The organism is Arthrobacter sp. 2762, from assembly GCF_040548745.1.
In the GTDB taxonomy this organism is placed as follows: domain Bacteria; phylum Actinomycetota; class Actinomycetes; order Actinomycetales; family Micrococcaceae; genus Arthrobacter.
Map to the genome: position 1 here is coordinate 777644 of NZ_JBEPSI010000001.1, position 17005 is coordinate 794648.

Consider the following 17005-nt stretch of genomic DNA (forward strand, 5'->3'; position numbering starts at 1 on the left):
GAAGTTTGATTGGCAGGCCCGGAAAACCGGCGACCGGCGCGGCTAGCGTCCCGTTTTGGGTGCGAACAGACGGGCAATGAGGCGGGCTCCGAGGTTCAGGAGCATCACCAGGATGATCAGCACCAAAGCGGCGCCCCATGCCCGCTGGTCCGAGGGGCCAGGGTTGGACGGCGACGTTGGGTTCAGGATCTGGGTGTAGATGAACGTGGGCAGCGAGGCCATCCAACCGCCGAATACGTTGTTGTTGATGGTGGTCGCGAAGCCTGCGGTGACCAGGATGGGGGCCGTCTCGCCAATAACCCGGGCGATCGCCAAAGTGACGCCGGACGCAATGCCGGAAATCGCCGTCGGGATGACCACTTTGGTGATGGTGCGCCATTTACGCACCCCGAGCGCGTAAGAGGCCTCGCGCAGCTCGTTCGGCACAATCTTGAGCATTTCCTCGCTGGAGCGGACCACTACGGGAATCATCAGGACGGAAAGCGCGACGGCGGCTACCGCACCGGTCTTGGTGCCGGGGCCAACAACCGCGAAGAAGAACGCTGCTGCGAAGAGGCCCGCCACGATGGAGGGAATGCCGGTCATGACATCCACGAAGAACGTAATGGCGCGCGCCAGGGGACGGTCGTTGCCGTATTCCACCAGGTAGATCGCGGTGAGCAAACCCACCGGCACGGAGATGACCGTGGCCAGAAGCGTGATCTGGAGGGTGCCCAACAGCGCGTGGTAAATGCCGCCGAGGACCTTGCCGCCTTCCTCCACTGCCTTGTTGTCGAAGGCGCCGGTGACGCCGTTCATGGACGTACCAAGGAATCCGGGGGTTACCAGGCCGGGAATGCCGTTGACTAACACGGTCCAGATGACGGAGATCAACGGCAGGAGGGCAATCAGGAAGGACCCGACAATCAAGCACGTGGCGAGCTTGTCCTTGGCCTTGCGCGCACCCTCAACGGCGCCGCTCCAAGAGACCAGGCCGATGGTGAACAGCACCGCGGAGACAAGGCCCCAGCCGAAGGCGTTGAACCCGATAAGGGCCAGGATGGCTGCGCCCACGATCAGGGCGACGGCCAGGACGATGTAAGGAGCGAACTTGGGCAGTTGGCCCTTGGTGAGCGCCGAGCGCTTTCGGACTACGGTGGCGGTCATTTAGTTGGCTCCCGAGAATTCTTTGTGCTTGGTGATGATCCAGCGGGCAATCATGTTCACGCCAAGGGTGATAACGAACAGAACCAGGCCTGCGGCGATCAACGTATTAACCTTGAGCCCGCTGGCCTCCGGGAAGTTCAGGGCGATTTCGGCGGCGATGGTCTGGTTGCCGGACTGGATGAGGCTTGCAGTCAAGACTCCCGAGGACAACACCAGTGCAACCGCCATCGTCTCGCCAAGCGCACGGCCCAGGCCCAGCATGATGGCGCTCACGATGCCCGGACGGCCAAACGGAAGTACGGCCATGCGGATCATCTCCCAACGGGTGGCTCCCAATGCGAGCGCTGCTTCCTCGTGCAGCTTGGGGGTCTGCAGGAAGATTTCGCGGGACAGGGAGGTGATGATGGGCAGGACCATGACGGACAGGACGATGCCGGCGGTCAGGATGGTCTTGCCCGTGGCGGATGCCGGGCCTTGGAAGATCGGAATCCAGCCCAGGTTGTTGGCGAGCCAGTCGTAGGCCGGGGAGATTTCCTTGGCCAGGAACGCCGCGCCCCACGCACCGTAGACGACGGAGGGGATGGCGGCCAGCAGGTCCACAACGTAGCCAAGCCCCGAAGCCAGCCGGCGCGGGGCGTAATGCGAAATGAACAGGGCTACCCCGATTGCCACGGGGGTTGCGATGACGAGCGCGATCACGGCGGCGATGAGCGTGCCCACCACGATCGGGGCGATGTAGGCGAAGAAGCCGTTGCCGCCCTGGATGTCCGCAGGCGGTGCGACGAGCGCGGGGATTGCCTGCACCACAAGGAACAGGGCGACTCCGAAGAGAACCGCCAGAATCAGGCACCCTGCGGCCATGGCGGCCCCGGAGAAAACCTTGTCCCCGGCGCGTCCTGCGCCGTGGGAGGTTGTCAGGGAGTTGGTGGTCACTTCACGATCCTTCAGTCTCAGTGAACTGGTCTTACATGGGTAAGTTCCCTATCCCGCGCGGCGGCTTTATGGGCCATCCGCGCAGGACAGGGAACTTCAGTGTTTAGCCGGGTTCAGGCAAACCCGCCGGAAACCTTAGGCCTTGGCCTTGATGGTTTCGATGGCGGCCTTGGCCTTGTCCTGCAGCGTCTTGGAGAGCGGCGCGGACTTGGCAGCGTCAGCGGCGGTCTTCTGACCTTCGTCGGAAACTACGTAGCTTTCGAAGGCTTTGACCAGGTCAGCAACTGCCTTGGTCTCGTACGTGGTGCATACAACGTGGTAAGAAACGAGCACTACAGGGTAGGCGCCCGAGGCAGTGGTCTTGCGGTCGAGCTTGATGGCGACGTCATTGGCAGCGCGACCGTCAACCGGCTTGCCCGCTTCTACGGCCTTGGAAGCAGCATCAGCGGAGATTTTGACGAATTCCTCGCCGACCTTGATGGAAGCAGTGCCCAGCTTGCCGGAGACAGCGGAGTCATCGGCGTAGGTCACGGCGCCCGGGGTGTCGGTGACGGTCTTGACGACGCCGGAGGTGCCCTTGGCGTTCTCGCCCTTCAGGGTTGCCGGCCAGATGCCTGCAGCTTTGTCCGTCCAGACCTCGGGAGCAGCAGCTGCGAGGTAGTCGGTGAAGTTGGTGGTGGTTCCGGAGTCGTCAGAGCGGTTCACGGGGGTGACCTTGAGGTCCGGCAGGGTAACGCCGGCGTTCAGGGCCGCGATTGCGGGGTCATTCCAGTTGGCGATTTCGCCGCGGAAGATTTTGGCGACCGTAGCGGCGTCGAGCTTCAGGTCCGTGACACCGGGGACGTTGAAGGCGACGGCGATCGGGGAGATGTATACCGGGATGTTGATGGCGCCTTCGGGGCCGCACTTGGCCTTGGAGCTCTCGAGCTCTTCGTCCTTCAGGTAGGCGTCCGAGCCGGCGAATTGTGCCGAGCCATCGATGATGGCTTTGCGGCCTGCGCCGGAACCGTCCGGGGAGTACTGCACGGTTGCGCCCTGGTTTGCACTGGCGAAGCCGGCCTTCCAGGCGTCCATGGCGGCGCCGGTGGAGGATGCGCCAATGCCGGTGAGGGTGCCGGTAAGCTTGGTGCCCGCTGCTGCGGACTGCGTGCCAGCGGTGGTGCCCGTTGCGTTGTCTGAACCGCAAGCGGTGAGCGCGAGAGCGCCAGCTGCGATGACCGCGATTGCCGCGTTGCGGCCGAAGCGAGTTGCCTTCACTTGGATGTACCCCTTCCAGGGATTCTCTGATGCGGGCCGAACGGAGATTTCGGCGTGCGTGAGCTATGGACCTTTTGTGCCTTTACTGAAGGTAAGCAGCGCAGGTAACGGGATCTGACGTGGAAGGTGAACGCAAAGTGAACGACGGCGGACCATTGGGTTATGTGGCGCGTGCCACCTTGAGCGCGGCCCACGTAGCGCCCTGAGTAGCGTCCGGCGCGTCATCGTTGCCCGGGTTCGGCAAATAGACTGGAGGACATGGCTGCCGCGAAGGGATTTTCTGCAAGCAAGAGGTTCCTGCGGGCCAGAGTCCGGACGGGCTTGGTCCGTAGCCGGAACTCCCTGACGCCGGCTATTCAGATGACCGTGTGTGCCGTGGGCGCCTATGCTTTCGCGGAATATGTCCTGGGCCACCAAGGGCCATTGTTCGCGGCCACTTCTTCGTTGATTGCGCTCGGCTTCTCCCGTGATCCGCGCTTGCGTCGCGTTATTGAGGTTGGACTGGGCTGCACGCTCGGCATCGTGGTGGGTGACCTCCTGCTCCACTGGCTGGGCGCTGGGATCCTGCAGGCCGCCGTCGTGCTTCTTTTCTCTATCCTGCTGGCCAGGTTCCTGGACAGCGGGACGATTTTCACCACCCAATTGGGTCTCCAGTCGCTGCTGGTGGTGCTGCTGCCGGCCCCGGCGGGCGGGCCGTTTACGCGAAGCCTGGATGCCGTGGTGGGCGGCGTGTTCGCTCTGCTGGTGACTATTTTGGTGCCGAAGGATCCGCGCCGGGAGCCGCGAAAGGATATCCAGAAGATCCTGCACGAACTCGCCGAAGTGCTGCGCGAGTGTGCCAAGGCCATGGTGGAAAGCGACTCCACCATCGCATGGCACGCGCTGATTCGCGGCCGCAACTGCCAACCACTGGTGGACCGGATGCGGCAGACCCTCCGCGCCTCAGGCGAGGTAGCCACTCTGGCTCCGGCCCACCGCCGGCACCGCGACGAGCTAGCCAGCCTGGAGCATTCGTTGGAATACATCGATCTTGCACTCCGTAACAGCCGCGTTTTTGCCCGCAGGCTCACCAGCGCGATCAACCATGCCGCGTTATCCGACGAAGCAATCGAAAGCATCTCCGAGGTACTGCAGGAAACTGCCGCAGCAATCGATGAACTGACCATTGGCCTGGCGGAGCAAAGCGAGGGAACCCGCCGCGTCCACATGCGTCACGCCCGCAACGAGCTGACCGACATCGCCTCGCGCCTGCACCCCAAGATGCTCGACGTCCAGAAGCTTGAGGGCGAAACCGTGGTGATGCTGTTCCGGCCGCTCATGGTGGACCTGTTGGAGGCGAGCGGACTGGAATCCGACGAGGCCCGGGACGTGTTGCCAGCTCTTTAGGTGCCCGGCTCCCAGCCAAGCTTCAGTCCCGTCGGGGATAATGGGCCGATGCTCCACGCTTCATCAGCGCGACTCTCCATGATGTTCAGGCCCGCCCCTACCCTTCGGCTGCGGCAGCGGCTGCTGTTCCTCTGGGCAGGTGCGATGTTCGTGGCCGGGGATGTGGTGTTCTGGCTGATGTTCGCAGCCGTGCTCTCGTCCGGCGGCCTTGCCACGCTCGACGGCGCGGTCCACAGCGTCATCGTCGACTCCCGAAATCCCGTTGCCACTGCCTTGTTGGCGACCGTTTCCGGCGCCACCTCCCCCGTCGCGACGTCCATCATCGGCGGATTGGTCGCCGTCGTTTGGGCGGTGAGGAAGAGGGAAGTGTGGCGTCCCGCCGTCCTGATGGGCGCCATGGTGCTCTCGATGGTTCTCGCAACGGTCATCAAATTCGAGGTCTTCCGCTCGCGGCCGCCGTCGTCGGACTTCCTGCTGGGCCCGGATGACGCACTGTCCTTCCCGTCCGGCCACACGCTCGGCGCCGGGGTTTTCGCGCTTGTCATCACCTACTTGCTGGTCTCGCGTTCCGGAACACGCACGACGGCGGCCCTCGCCTATTGCGGGGCCGCACTGCTGACGCTGCTGGTCGCCTACAGCCGGCTGTATCTGGGGTACCACTGGCTCACGGATGTGGTTGCGTCCCTGGGCTTGGCCCTTGGCGTCGCAGGGCTGGCCGTTTTCGTCGACGCGGCGCGGCATGGGCGGGCCGCGTAAGCCGCCCAGTCCATTTCGACGACTCGCTGCGGTTTAGACGGTTCCAACCATCGAATGGGCAGCGCGTCATCGAATCGGCGCCTCTTTGGACCTACCTATCGAGGGATGATTCCCGAACAATCAACTCGTGCGGAATGATGCAGTTTTCGTGGGACACATTACCGGACATGATCCGCAGCAGCAGACCAAAAGCCTGCGCACCGTACTCGTTCATGTCAGTGCCCACGGAGGAGATGGACGGGAGGATGAACTGGGCGTCCGGGACGTCCTCACACGAAACCACAGCAACGTCTCCCGGCACTTTGAGACCAGCTTCCTTCAGGGCGCGGATTGCGCCTATGGCCATCGGCGTATTGGCCGTCACGATTCCGTCCGGCCGATACCCGCCAAGGAGCAGCCGGGTCAAGGCCTTGCGTGCAGGTTCATGCTGGTAGCGCCCATTGACTATTTTGAGGCTGGCCTTTCCGTCAGCCGCTTCGCGGACGGCCTCACGCACGCCAGAGTGCAGGATGCGGGAGTAAGCCGAGGCGTTGCCGCCTCCAATCAGCACCAGCAGGTTGTCGCCACGCCCGATCAAGTGATTGGCCGCATCCTTTCCCACCTGCTTGATGTCCTCAAGGACGCTGGGTACGCCCATCGAGCTGACTGACTGCGACGTGGTGACCAAGGGGATCCCTTGGCGTCGAAGTTCCTCGATTGCGTCCCTCACCACCGGGCGGTCAAGGTCAGCCGCTGTCGAAAGCAGCACACCATCGACGCCGCGTTTGGGGAGGGCTTGTAAGAAACCAAGAAGACGGCCTTCGCTATTGTCGAGGTCACCCAGGGTGACGCTGTACCCATGCTCTTCGGCAGCGGCTTCCACAGCTTTCGCCATCCGCCCGTGAAACGGTTGTGAGATATCCCCGACCAGCAGCGCCACGTTGCGGAAGCTCTTCAAGCGCAAGGTGCGCGCCGAAAGGCTCGGCTCAAATTTGAGCTGCTCAATGGCACTGAGCACCCGTCGGCGTTTCTCTTCGGCGACGATTTCCGGCCGGTTCAGGACGCGGGAAACGGTGGCCTCCGAAACGCCGGCAGCTTGGGCCACATCACTGATCGTGGTCACGGTATGTCACTCATTTCTGTCATGGGTACAGCAATCACCCTAGCGGTCATTCAATATGCTCAAGCGCCTCGGCGATTTCGGCGATTGGCGGCGAATCATGGAAATCGATCGTGATGTTCTGGATGATTCCTGCGCGTAAGGGAAATTCGCCCTCGTAGTTCGCGCTGACCTGACGCCCAACGTCACGCCCGATGTCGGCACCCCAAAAACTGAGGTGGGCGCTGGTCAAGGGAAGGTGCACCTTTGCCACAGGCTGACCGTTCACAAACAGCACGGCGTGCGAACTCCGGTCCGGCGAACGCTGCAGTTCCACCCCTATGCACACATCGCCGTACGGCAGCGGATCCACAGTTGATGCATGGGCCTCACGGCCCAAGGCCGTGTGCTCGAAATGGACTGAACCATCCTGCAGATAAAGGCTGTAACCGCCACGGGAATTTCCGCTGCTGAATAACACTCCGGCATCCCCAGGTTCGAGGCCTTTCAGCTGTGCCGTTATCCGCATGGAGCGCTCAGACCCAGTAATTCCCGAGGAGAAAGGAACATGCCCGGAACCGCTCTGGAGAACCACCTGCCGGCGCGCTGTCAGCGCGAACGGGGAACGGAGGTCCAAGAGCTGCACGAGCGGCCGGTCATCCAGTGGCAATACCTGGTGGTCCACGGCTTCGCTCCACCACAGTCGTTGAAGCTGATCGACCTTTTGAGGGTGGCTTGCAGCCACGTCCGTAGACTCGCTTGGATCGGTAACCGTGTTGTAAAGCCGCCACTTGTCTTTCTCAAAGGGCGTCCCGGGAACGTGTTCCGTGACCGCTTTCCAGTCCTTGTGCCAGATGGCCCGATGACCGAGCATTTCCCAGTACTGGGTATCACGGGCAGGAGGAGCTCCGGGCTCATTCAGCGATCGAGCAAAACTCGATCCATCCATTGCCGGGTTTGGTATTCCGGCCAGCTCGAGCAGAGTTGGCATGACATCGATGACGTGTATGAAGTTTCGGCGTATCTCGTTGTGGAGAGGGAAACGGGAAGGCCACGAAAGGACGAATGGTGACCTGACGCCTCCAAGATCCACATACTGCTTGTACTTCCGGAAAGGCGTATTCCCGGCCATAGCCCACCCCATCGGGTAATGCGCCGGCCCGTCTGGTCCACCAATGTCTTGGAGCTGGGAAAGCTGCTCTGCAACCGTCTGCGGATTTCCGCTGTAGGGGGCATTGCAGTCAACGGCACCGTTCTGCCCGCCCTCCCTGCTGGCACCGTTGTCCGACATGACAATCAAAATGGTGTTATCCAGTTGGTCCATGTCTTTCAGTGCCTGGACAATCCTGCCAACCTGGGCGTCTGCGTGATCAAGGAACCCTGCATAGGCCGCCTGGAGATGCGTGAAAAGCAACTGCTCATCATCGTTCAGGGTGTCCCAGGGCCGGATGTCGCCATCGCGGTCCGTCAGGATCGAACCGTGAGGCATGACTCCCAACTGGACCTGCCGAAGAAGCCTGTCCTTCCGGGTTTGGTCCCAGCCCTTGGAGAAGACGTCCACGTACTTTTCCACGTATTCACGCGGCACCTGGAAGGGAGCATGGGTCGCGCCCATCGCAAACTGCATGTAGAAAGGCGTCCACGGCCGGTAGCTGGTGTGTTCCGCTACGTAGCCGATAGCGCGGTCAGCGAGATCTTCGCTGAGATGGTAGTCCTCGACGGCCGGAACAGCGACCTGATGGTTGTCTTCGAAGAGTTCCGGAGTGAACTGGTCGGTGCAGCCGTCGAGGAAGCCGTAGAACCTGTCGAAGCCACGGCTCAGGGGCCAATTCCTGTGCGGACCCGCGGGGGTAATTTCATGGAGGGGTGCCAGATGCCACTTGCCAACCAAGTAGGTTCCGTAACCCTCGCCTCGGAGTACTTCGGGAAGCATCGGGATGTCAGGATGAACACAGCCACGGGAGTTCGGAAACCCCGTGTCTGTATCTGCAAGGAACCTCATCCCCACTGCATGGTGGTTCCGGCCTGTGAGCAATGACGCCCGGGTAGGGGAACAAAGCGGCGTCACGTGGAAGTTTGTGTAACGGGCTCCGCGTTCAGCAATGGAATCAAAGGTGGGCGTCTGGATCTCGGAGCCAAAGCATCCGAAGTCGGACCAACCCGTATCGTCCAGGACAACGACCATGATGTTTGGTCGGCCCGGGTTCTCCGCGTTCCTGTCCCGCGCCCAGGATGGGGAAGATTCCGGGACGGTTCTGCCGATGATTCCGGCAAATTCCGGTTCTAGCATGTTCATTTTTTGAGCCTCCATCAGGACCGTGGTCCAACGGGAAATTGGCATCCCTCGGCTTGGGCCTGGTTCGGGGATAGTGTCTGCCAGGAATTTGGGGCGGGTTTCACGTGTCCGCCCAGAGATGGTTGTCGCGCACCAGCGTGGCTTCATCTGCGAGTTTGAAATCGTCGGATTCGTAGTAGGCCCAATCCCGCCCGCCGGTTTCACGCCACCAGTCATCGACGGCGTTCCGGAGTCGCGCACGAATTGCGCTGTGGTCCGGGTTTTGGGCAAGATTTACGCACTCATCGGGATCGACGGCGAGGTGGTACAGCTCTTCCGCACCATCATCCGGGCCGTAATAGCGCACGTACTTATGCGTCTTGGTGACAACCATCCGGAATGGATGCCATCCCCAGTACGCTCCATAGTGCTCCATGAAGACCTGATCCGGACCTTCATCGTCGCCCCCAAGTCCCGCCAGGGCTTCCCGGTCCGGCCATGAGTCGGGGCGCGGCACCCCGGCGAGGTCCATCAGCGTCCCCGGCAACTGGACATTGACGTTCAATTCATCGACGACGCGGTTGCCCGGCAAGTGCGGCGCACGAATGATCAAGGGAACCCGGAACAGTTCTTCGTAAGGGAGGGGGCCTTTCAGCCTGAGGCCGTGGGCTCCCATCATGTCCCCGTGGTCCGAGGTGAATGCGGCGATGGTATGGTCCCAGGAGTCTGAAGACTTCACGCCAGCGATGAACCTTCCCACTTCATGGTCCACGGCGCTGATCATGGAGCAGTACTTCGCCATTTCGGACCGAAGCTGCTCCTCGTCGTACCCTCCGCCCTCTTGGCGGCGGCGATCACGTTGGAAACGTGGTTTTCCTGAAAGGTCGTCCGCCAAAAACGAGTGCGGCAGGTCCAACTGCTGTGGGCTTATCCCCGCGAAGAAAGGTTCCGCTTCTTCGAACGGCGGATGCGGCTGATGCCATGACACCACCAGAAACAGCGGTTGATCCGCGGGGTGTCCAGCAAGGAAACCGATGGCATCGTCAGTGATTTGGCGATCGACGGCGGCGAGAGACTCGCCGCCGCCTCGCTCGATGCCCGAGTCGAAACCCAGCTCTTCGATCGGGTAGCCGAAGTGTGTCTTCCCGAAGATGGCCGTTGCATAGCCGGCCGCCTTGAACGCATGGGCCAAGGTTGTATGCCTGGGTCCCAAGTGCCCTGTGTGGCCGCCGAAGCCATAGATCACCATCACCCCTGACTCATGCGGGTACTGGCCTGTTTGCAACGAAGCACGCGATGGGGTGCACTGGGCATTCGAACAGTACGCCCGGTTGAAGGAAGTTCCTTCGGCGGCCAGAAGGTCGAGGTTTGGGGTGAGGGATCCGGGGGTTCCGTTCAAGGCCCACCCGGCGCCGAGACGCTGCTGCTGCATTTGATCACAAATGAGCAAAACGACATTGGGGCGTCGGTGCTTCTCCCCTGTGGCTTGCGGCAGGGCTGTCATCAGTAGCTCGCAGCTGCGCCAGTGAACCGGCTGATGATGGTCCCACCGAACAGTTTCCACAGCCGGTCACTGATGTAGCCGATCAGCCCGAGGCAAACGATGCCCACCAGTGCCCAGTCCGTCCGGAAGTACAACCTGGAATTCCAGATGATGAAGCCGAGGCCTGCGTTGGCGGCCAACGCTTCGACGGCAACGATGACCAGGAACGACTGGGCCATGGCCAGTCGCATGCCGGTGAACATTGCCGGTATCGACGCCGGCACGGTCACGTCGCGGAAGACCCGCCAAGGGGTAGCGCCCAGGCAACGGGCAGCGCTGAGCTTGTCCGGTTGTATGGAAGCGGCACCAACGGCCGTATTGACAGTGACGGTGAAAGCCGTTGCGTACCCAATGAGGGCCACCTTGGACATTTCGCCCACCCCAAACCAGATGATGAACAGTGAAATCAGCGCAATGGCAGGGACGAACCGGAAGAAGTGGATGAACGGATCCAGGATTGCCCGTCCGATGCGCGTCGCACCTGCGATGAGGCCGATTGGAATCGCGATCAAGCTGCCGACCGCCCAGCCGGTAAAGATGCGCTGGAGGCTGGCTCCGATGGAGGTCAAGAGCGTCCCATCCATAGCCATGTCAGCCCCTGCGGCGAGGACGTCCGTCGGCGCGGGCAGGAAGTCGCGCTCGATGAGGGTTCCGGAGGCAAGTTGCCAGAAGATCAGAAACCCTGCGATTGAGGCAACCGACCAAAGGACCGTGCGGTTCAGTCTTCCCATGTTTTGCTCACTTCTTCCTGAATATCTGCTTCTACCAAGCGGGCAAGTTCACCGAACCGGGCGTCGAACTCATCGCGGGGGTATGGGAGGTCAATCGTGCGGCAGGATTTGATGCCCGATCGCGGCGCAGCGCTCATCACCGCAACCCGTTCGCCGAGCAAGACCGCTTCTCTGATGTCGTGGGTGATGTAAACGAAGGTCTTGCGTTCTTCCGCCCAGATCTTCGAGATCTCAGCCTGGAGCAGTCGCCGCGACTGCGCGTCGAGGGCGGCGAAGGGTTCATCCATGAGAATGATGTCCGGACGGATCGCAAGGATTCGTGCGATCTGCACCCTCTGCTTCATTCCGCCGGAGAGTTCACGCGGATACTTATCCGCTGCCCTCTGAAGGCCAACCTTGGCGAGGTACTTGGCGGCAACTTCCCGCCGTTCCTTGCGGCCCATGCCTTGGATCTTCAAACCGAATTCCACGTTCTGACGGGCCGTGAGCCAGTCCATCAGTGGCGCATCAACAGACTGGAAGACCATGCCGCGATCCGGTCCGGGGCCAGTCACCGGCCCCGAGGCCAACAGTGCCTGGCCCTCTGTTGCCTCGGCTATCCCGGCCAGAACACGCAGCAGTGTTGACTTGCCACACCCACTGGGACCGACGAGGACGAAGAACTCACCCTTCTTGATCTCGAGATTGAGGTTTTGCAGGACCCAGTCGCTGTCTTTGCCAAAGCGAAGGCCCAGGTTGTCGAAGCGTATTGCATTATCTGCCCCATTCGTTTGCGCCATCCTCGTATGGGTCGTCAGGTGATGGTTGCTCACAGTTTCACCTTCCCGGGCAGAACGGCCTGCAGGGCCGTGCTGTCCACGTAGGTATTTACATCGGAACCGGGCTTGAGCAGCTTGCGTTCCACGGCAAACTTCTGAACCTCAGCCAGCCCTTGCAGCTGGTCCTTGGTCAGGGAGATTCCGAACTTGGTGGTGGGGATGACGCTTTTCAGGGTGGCGGGGTCGCTCTGCGTGCTTTTTGCAATCGTTTCTGCCGTCTCATCTGGATGAGTGTTGACGTACGTGCTTCCCTCGTCCAGCGATTTCAGCACGTTTTGTACAGTTTCCGGGTTCTGCTTGATGAAATCGACGCCAGCGACGAGGAAGATCGAGGATGAGCTGCGGACCGCACTGTCGTCAGCGAGCATTTTTGTGTTGCCGCTCTTCGTCGCTTCCTTGACGTCGGTGGCACGTACCCACCCGGCGTCGATCTTGCCGGTCCGCAGGGCGGCCACCACCTCGGAGAAGTCGGTGAACTTCTGGATGTCTACGCCGCTTTCGTCAATCTTGTTGTCTGCAAGATAACGGCTTCCAATGTATTCCTGGACGGTTCCTGCGACCGTTCCCAACCTCTTGCCGGAAAGATCCGCCGGTTTATTGATTGAGTTGCTCACGATCAGCTTGTTGAAGCCCGGGTCCGGTGTCGCGGTCGCTGCGACGATCTTGATGCGTCCAGTCTGCAACCGGGAAAGTACGGCGAAGTCCAAGGCGGACGCAAAGTCCATCTGCCCGCCGAGCACCGCATCCACACCTTGAACTGCGAGGAAGCGCTGAGTGGTCACCTCCACCCCGTTCTTTTTGAAGATGCCCTGTTCGACTGCGGCGAGGGCCGGCATGCTCGATGTTGGATCCACGGAGATCCGCGCCGCAGGACCCCCGGCTGCGGGGCTCCCTCCACAACCAGCGAGGGCAATGGCGGCGGCAGTGAGGGCGGCAGTGAGGGCGGCAGCCAAAGTAGTGCGAAGTGTTGCTTTCATTGCTGCTCCTTGAAAAGGATTTCAGAATAAGTCTAGGTTTGGCCGGGGTCTGCGTCAATGGTTTTTGGCTGGTGCCGGCGTCGGGGTGATTGCCTGGTCGCGGCTTGTCTGCCCCGTTTATATAGCTGACTATGCTGGTGAGCCGACTGATTGGAACAGTCCCACGCGAAGTGGTTCCTCTATCGCTTCAAGCTTTCCGGGCTGATCTTCCGGTGAAAATACCCTTGTGCTCGAAATCGATTTCAATCTAAGCTAAGTTCGCATCTCCAAGATGTCAACAGACATCCAGCGAACCCCGCCGACTCAAGCACGTTCCCAGAGGGCACCCTCGGCCACCGCCCCCCATTGCCGAACGTCCTCCCCGCCGAACTGAAATTGGAGCCAGACCCTAATGACAAGACCTCAAACCCGCGAATCCGTGCCCGTCATTGCCGATGTCGACACGGGCATCGACGATGCGCTTTCACTCTTCCTGCTTGCGCGGAGCAAACACATCAGGCTGAAGGCCGTTACCTGCGTGGCCGGCAATACGAATGTTGACCAAGTGGTCCGGAACACCCTGGACGTGCTGGATTTGGCCGGGGCTGGCGTGGTGCCCGTGGGCCGCGGTGCGGAACGGCCTTTGATCAACAAGCTTTGGACCGCCCACGGATTTCATGGTTCCAACGGCCTGGGTGAAATCGCCCTACCGCAGAGCCCCCACTTGGCGTCTCCGTTGGCGGCACCAGAGCTCATCCGCAAGACGGTTGCGGACAGCGCGGAGCCGCTGACCCTGCTGGCCTTGGGTCCACTAACGAACGTGGCCCTTTTTATTCGTGTCTACCCGGAATACGCGTCCCGACTGGCCCGGATTGTCTTCATGGGTGGGTCGGGCGGCGTGGGAAACGCCTCGCCCGTGGCGGAATTCAATGCCTGGCACGACCCCGAGGCCTTGGCCATCGTTTTGGATTCCGGCATCCCCATCACCATGTATGGCCTGGACGTCTTCTACCAGGCGAACGTTCCGGACGACGACTACCTTCCGTTGCTGGAGGCCAGCGATCCCGGATCACGCCTCGTGGGCAAATTGTTGAGGTATGCGGCGCTGCGGGAGGCGGACGACAGCCGGCTTGCTGAGGGCGCGACGATCGGGGACGCAGGGGCTGCGTGTTTGATCGCCAACCACCACGTGGCGCTGTTGGAGGAATACCCGGTCTCCGTGGTCCTGAGCGGCAGTTCGCGCGGTCAGACGATGGTGGACCGACGCACAAAGTCGGGCGAAAGCGAACTGCATGGCCAGTCTCCCGAGGCTCGCATGATCAACGTGGCCACTGCCATCGACCCGGCCCTAATGCGCGAAACCTTCCTCTCCGCCATCAATGAAATGGTGTCGCGATGAGTTGCCTCGTGACCGTTGTCGGATCACTGAATATCGATACTGTGGTTCGCGTGGAGCGGCATCCCCGGCCGGGCGAGACCGTCCTTGGCCTGGAGCTTATCGACAGGCCCGGCGGAAAGGGGGCCAATCAGGCCTTGGCCGTCAGCCGCGCTGGGGCCTCGGCGCTGCTGATCGGTCGCGTCGGAATGGATGAGGACGGACGAATGTACCGTGAGGCACTGTGCGCCAGGGGCGTCGACGTGCAGCACTTGCAACGGACACCCAGCATCGAAAGCGGACGCGCCATTGTCTGTGTTGATGGATATGCAGAGAACAGCATCGTCGTCATCCCGGGAGCAAACACTGCCCTCAGCAGGGAGGATGTCCTGGCAGCAGAGGCCTCCATCGCAGCCTCCGCAGTGCTTCTCCTCCAGCTCGAATCTCCCCGTGAGACTGTGGAGCTGGCCCTGCAACTGGCTAGGAAACACGGTGTTTTCTCCGTACTCAATGCCTCCCCGGTCACGCCATCGGCTGAGGACCTTGCCAGCCAGGCCGATCTCGTCATCGTCAATGAACATGAGCGGGCCCAACTTCCTAACATCAAGAACGCTTGCGTCACGCTTGGGGCAGAGGGTGCCAGTTGGCTCTCCCACACCAAACGGCCTTCCCCCGCGGCATTAGTGGACACGACAGGAGCCGGCGACGCCTTTGCAGGCACATTGGCGGGATACCTTGCTCTCGGGTGGGATCCCGCAGACGCCCTCGAAAAGGCTGTCGAGGCGGGCACAGAGGCTACAACCTGGCCAGGGGCACAGCCGTGGGTCTTTGACGCGACGAACGAGCTACGGGCAGATGGGATTCGAGGTGCCAGCTGGGCCGGTCCGACTGGTCCGTCATCCAGCTGAACCACTGTCCGCGACCACCCGGTGGTGCACGTCTCCCACCAGGACGCCCTGGGGTACCGCCAGTGGGCTAACCGACGCTTGCCTACGGAAGCCGAGTGAGAATACGCCGCGCGCGAAGGACTGGACGGCATGCGCTACGCCTGGGGAAATGAACTCACACCGGATGGTGTGCACCTGTGCACATCCGGCAAGGCACCTTTCCCACCGTCAATACCGGCGATGATGGCCACCTAGGCACCGCGCCCGTAAGAGCGTTTCGCCCCAACGGCTACGGACTGTTCGAGATGGCTGGCAACGTCTGGGAATGGTGTGCTGACTGGTTCCTGCCGAAGTGCGGTTTCCAACAGTGGGGTTGTAGTACGCACGTGGACCCTGGCCAATACTGTCAGTCCCCACGGCTAACCTTGAACCCATGGCTTCCAAGACCTCCCGCGCATCCAAGACACCCGCTTACAAATGCGCCGAATGCGGCTGGACGGCCATCAAGTGGGTGGGCCGCTGCGGTGAGTGCCAGGCGTGGGGAACGGTTGAAGAGTACGGCGCCACCGTTGCGCGTACGACGGCGGCCGCTACCGTTTTGGAGCCCGCCCGCCGTATCGCTGAGGTAGATGGGACAACAGCGGCATTCCTGCCCACGGGTGTGGACGAGTTGGACCGCGTCCTTGGAGGAGGGCTCGTCCCCGGTGCCGTCATCCTGCTGGCTGGTGAACCCGGCGTCGGGAAATCCACGCTGCTGTTGGACGTCGCCGCGAAGTTTGCCCGCACAGGGCAGGACGTCCTGTACATCACGGGCGAGGAATCCGCAGCCCAGGTCAAGCTACGCGCGGAGCGGATTGACGCGGTCGCGCATACTTTGTATCTGTCGGCCGAGACCGATCTTGGACAGGCGCTGGGCCAAGTGGAGAAGCTTGAGCCAAAGTTGCTGATCGTGGACTCTGTGCAAACCCTTAGCAGTGCGGATGTCGAGGGTAGTGCCGGTGGCGTTTCCCAGGTTCGGGAAGTTGCGGCGTCCATCATCTCCGCGGCCAAGCGACGCAACATGACAACGCTGCTGGTGGGTCACGTAACCAAGGAAGGTACCATCGCAGGGCCGCGCTTGCTGGAACATCTGGTGGACGTCGTATGCCAGTTCGAAGGCGAGCGCCACTCCCGTCTGCGGCTGCTCCGGGCTGTGAAAAACCGCTACGGGGCTACCGACGACGTCGGATGCTTTGATCTCAACGAGGCCGGCATCGAGGGGTTGGCCGATCCCAGCGGGCTGTTCGTTTCGCGGACCCGTGAGCCGGTCTCCGGAACCTGCATCACGGTGACCATGGAGGGTCGCAGGCCGCTGCTGGCAGAGGTTCAGTCCCTTCTCGCTGAGAGCGCCAATTCGCAGCCCCGCCGTGCCACCAGTGGGCTGGAGAGCTCCCGGGTGGCAATGTTGCTCGCAGTGCTTCAGCAGCGTGCTGGCTGCATGCTTCATAAGGACGATTCCTATGTGGCAACTGTCGGCGGCGTGAAGCTGACGGAACCGGCCACCGACCTCGCAGTGGCGTTGGCCGTTGCGTCAGCCAAATCCCGCAAAGCACTCCCCCAACGGCTCATTGCGTTCGGCGAGGTGGGCTTGGCTGGCGAAGTACGTCCCGTCCCTGGAATCAACCAGCGCATCCAAGAGGCACACCGCTTGGGCTTCACGCACGCCATCGTCCCTGCCAGCCCTGCGGGTGCGGGCGTTATCCCGGAAGGTTTCTCCGTGCGCGAAGTGGGGCATCTGGCCGAGGCGTTGGAGCTGTTGATCACATAGGCCAAAGGCGATCCTCGCGGGGTGTCGGGCGGCTACTGGGATGCGGCTCGGCAAGGA

At 61.7% G+C, this 17005-nt stretch carries 13 protein-coding genes and 1 pseudogene; 5 read left to right on the plus strand and 9 right to left on the minus strand.

Annotated elements, in window-relative coordinates:
- Positions 1-42 precede the first annotated feature (42 nt).
- The 3 genes from pstA to pstS all read right to left on the minus strand — a co-directional run bounded on the left by pstA (position 43) and on the right by pstS (position 3336).
- Positions 43-1146 (minus strand): phosphate ABC transporter permease PstA, encoded by a 1104-nt coding sequence (gene pstA, locus ABIE18_RS03850; protein ID WP_499721297.1) that lies wholly within the window; start codon positions 1144-1146, stop codon positions 43-45.
- Positions 1147-2079 (minus strand): phosphate ABC transporter permease subunit PstC, encoded by a 933-nt coding sequence (gene pstC, locus ABIE18_RS03855; RefSeq protein ID WP_499721299.1) that lies wholly within the window; start codon positions 2077-2079, stop codon positions 1147-1149.
- A 135-nt stretch (positions 2080-2214) separates the two neighbouring features.
- Positions 2215-3336 carry a phosphate ABC transporter substrate-binding protein PstS gene (pstS, locus tag ABIE18_RS03860; protein ID WP_499721301.1) on the minus strand — a complete coding sequence of 374 codons (1122 nt, stop codon included), beginning with the start codon at positions 3334-3336 and terminating at the stop codon, positions 2215-2217.
- A gap of 258 nt (positions 3337-3594) precedes the next feature.
- On the opposite strand from pstS, the gene ABIE18_RS03865 reads away from it, so the two are divergent.
- Both ABIE18_RS03865 and ABIE18_RS03870 read left to right on the plus strand, forming a co-directional pair.
- A complete protein-coding gene (locus ABIE18_RS03865) occupies positions 3595-4722 on the plus strand; it encodes an FUSC family protein (RefSeq protein ID WP_499721303.1) in 1128 nt (375 codons plus the stop codon).
- A gap of 48 nt (positions 4723-4770) precedes the next feature.
- Positions 4771-5478 (plus strand): phosphatase PAP2 family protein, encoded by a 708-nt coding sequence (locus ABIE18_RS03870; protein WP_499721305.1) that lies wholly within the window; start codon positions 4771-4773, stop codon positions 5476-5478.
- A gap of 91 nt (positions 5479-5569) precedes the next feature.
- Here ABIE18_RS03870 and ABIE18_RS03875 read toward each other — a convergent pair whose 3' ends face one another.
- The 6 genes from ABIE18_RS03875 to ABIE18_RS03900 all read right to left on the minus strand — a co-directional run bounded on the left by ABIE18_RS03875 (position 5570) and on the right by ABIE18_RS03900 (position 12900).
- Positions 5570-6580, minus strand: a complete 1011-nt coding sequence (locus tag ABIE18_RS03875) for a LacI family DNA-binding transcriptional regulator (RefSeq protein WP_499721307.1) — start codon at positions 6578-6580, stop codon at positions 5570-5572.
- A 46-nt stretch (positions 6581-6626) separates the two neighbouring features.
- A complete protein-coding gene (locus tag ABIE18_RS03880) occupies positions 6627-8852 on the minus strand; it encodes an arylsulfatase (RefSeq protein ID WP_499721309.1) in 2226 nt (741 codons plus the stop codon).
- Between the two features lie 100 nt (positions 8853-8952).
- Positions 8953-10335: a sulfatase family protein gene (locus tag ABIE18_RS03885; protein ID WP_499721311.1), complete on the minus strand. Its 1383-nt coding sequence runs from the start codon at positions 10333-10335 to the stop codon at positions 8953-8955.
- On the minus strand, positions 10335-11105 hold the full coding sequence (locus ABIE18_RS03890) for an ABC transporter permease (protein ID WP_499721313.1): 771 nt from the start codon (positions 11103-11105) through the stop codon (positions 10335-10337). Before ABIE18_RS03890 ends, ABIE18_RS03885 begins: the two co-directional genes overlap by 1 nt.
- Positions 11093-11917, minus strand: a complete 825-nt coding sequence (locus ABIE18_RS03895) for an ABC transporter ATP-binding protein (protein WP_499721315.1) — start codon at positions 11915-11917, stop codon at positions 11093-11095. The genes ABIE18_RS03890 and ABIE18_RS03895 overlap by 13 nt, the downstream gene beginning before the upstream one ends.
- A complete protein-coding gene (locus ABIE18_RS03900) occupies positions 11914-12900 on the minus strand; it encodes an ABC transporter substrate-binding protein (RefSeq protein WP_499721317.1) in 987 nt (328 codons plus the stop codon). Before ABIE18_RS03900 ends, ABIE18_RS03895 begins: the two co-directional genes overlap by 4 nt.
- A 391-nt stretch (positions 12901-13291) precedes the next feature.
- Between ABIE18_RS03900 and ABIE18_RS03905 the strand changes: the two genes are divergently transcribed.
- The 3 genes and pseudogenes from ABIE18_RS03905 to radA all read left to right on the plus strand — a co-directional run bounded on the left by ABIE18_RS03905 (position 13292) and on the right by radA (position 16948).
- Positions 13292-14278: a nucleoside hydrolase gene (locus ABIE18_RS03905; protein WP_499721319.1), complete on the plus strand. Its 987-nt coding sequence runs from the start codon at positions 13292-13294 to the stop codon at positions 14276-14278.
- A pseudogene (locus ABIE18_RS03910) lies at positions 14275-15494 on the plus strand (PfkB family carbohydrate kinase); the annotation flags it as partial. The gene ABIE18_RS03905 and the pseudogene ABIE18_RS03910, both read left to right, overlap by 4 nt.
- An 80-nt stretch (positions 15495-15574) precedes the next feature.
- A complete protein-coding gene (gene radA / locus ABIE18_RS03915; RefSeq protein WP_354231738.1) occupies positions 15575-16948 on the plus strand; it encodes a DNA repair protein RadA in 1374 nt (457 codons plus the stop codon).
- The last annotated feature ends 57 nt before the right edge of the window (positions 16949-17005 follow it).

Excerpts from the sequence above, each read along its gene's own strand:
- pstA (WP_499721297.1), bottom strand. The coding sequence starts at position 1,146 with ATGACCGCCACCGTAGTCCGAAAGCGCTCGGCGCTCACCAAGGGCCAA.
- ABIE18_RS03865 (WP_499721303.1), top strand. The coding sequence starts at position 3,595 with ATGGCTGCCGCGAAGGGATTTTCTGCAAGCAAGAGGTTCCTGCGGGCC.
- ABIE18_RS03870 (WP_499721305.1), top strand. The coding sequence starts at position 4,771 with ATGCTCCACGCTTCATCAGCGCGACTCTCCATGATGTTCAGGCCCGCC.
- ABIE18_RS03880 (WP_499721309.1), bottom strand. The coding sequence starts at position 8,852 with ATGAACATGCTAGAACCGGAATTTGCCGGAATCATCGGCAGAACCGTC.
- ABIE18_RS03885 (WP_499721311.1), bottom strand. The coding sequence starts at position 10,335 with ATGACAGCCCTGCCGCAAGCCACAGGGGAGAAGCACCGACGCCCCAAT.
- ABIE18_RS03890 (WP_499721313.1), bottom strand. The coding sequence starts at position 11,105 with ATGGGAAGACTGAACCGCACGGTCCTTTGGTCGGTTGCCTCAATCGCA.
- ABIE18_RS03900 (WP_499721317.1), bottom strand. The coding sequence starts at position 12,900 with ATGAAAGCAACACTTCGCACTACTTTGGCTGCCGCCCTCACTGCCGCC.
- ABIE18_RS03905 (WP_499721319.1), top strand. The coding sequence starts at position 13,292 with ATGACAAGACCTCAAACCCGCGAATCCGTGCCCGTCATTGCCGATGTC.
- radA (WP_354231738.1), top strand. The coding sequence starts at position 15,575 with ATGGCTTCCAAGACCTCCCGCGCATCCAAGACACCCGCTTACAAATGC.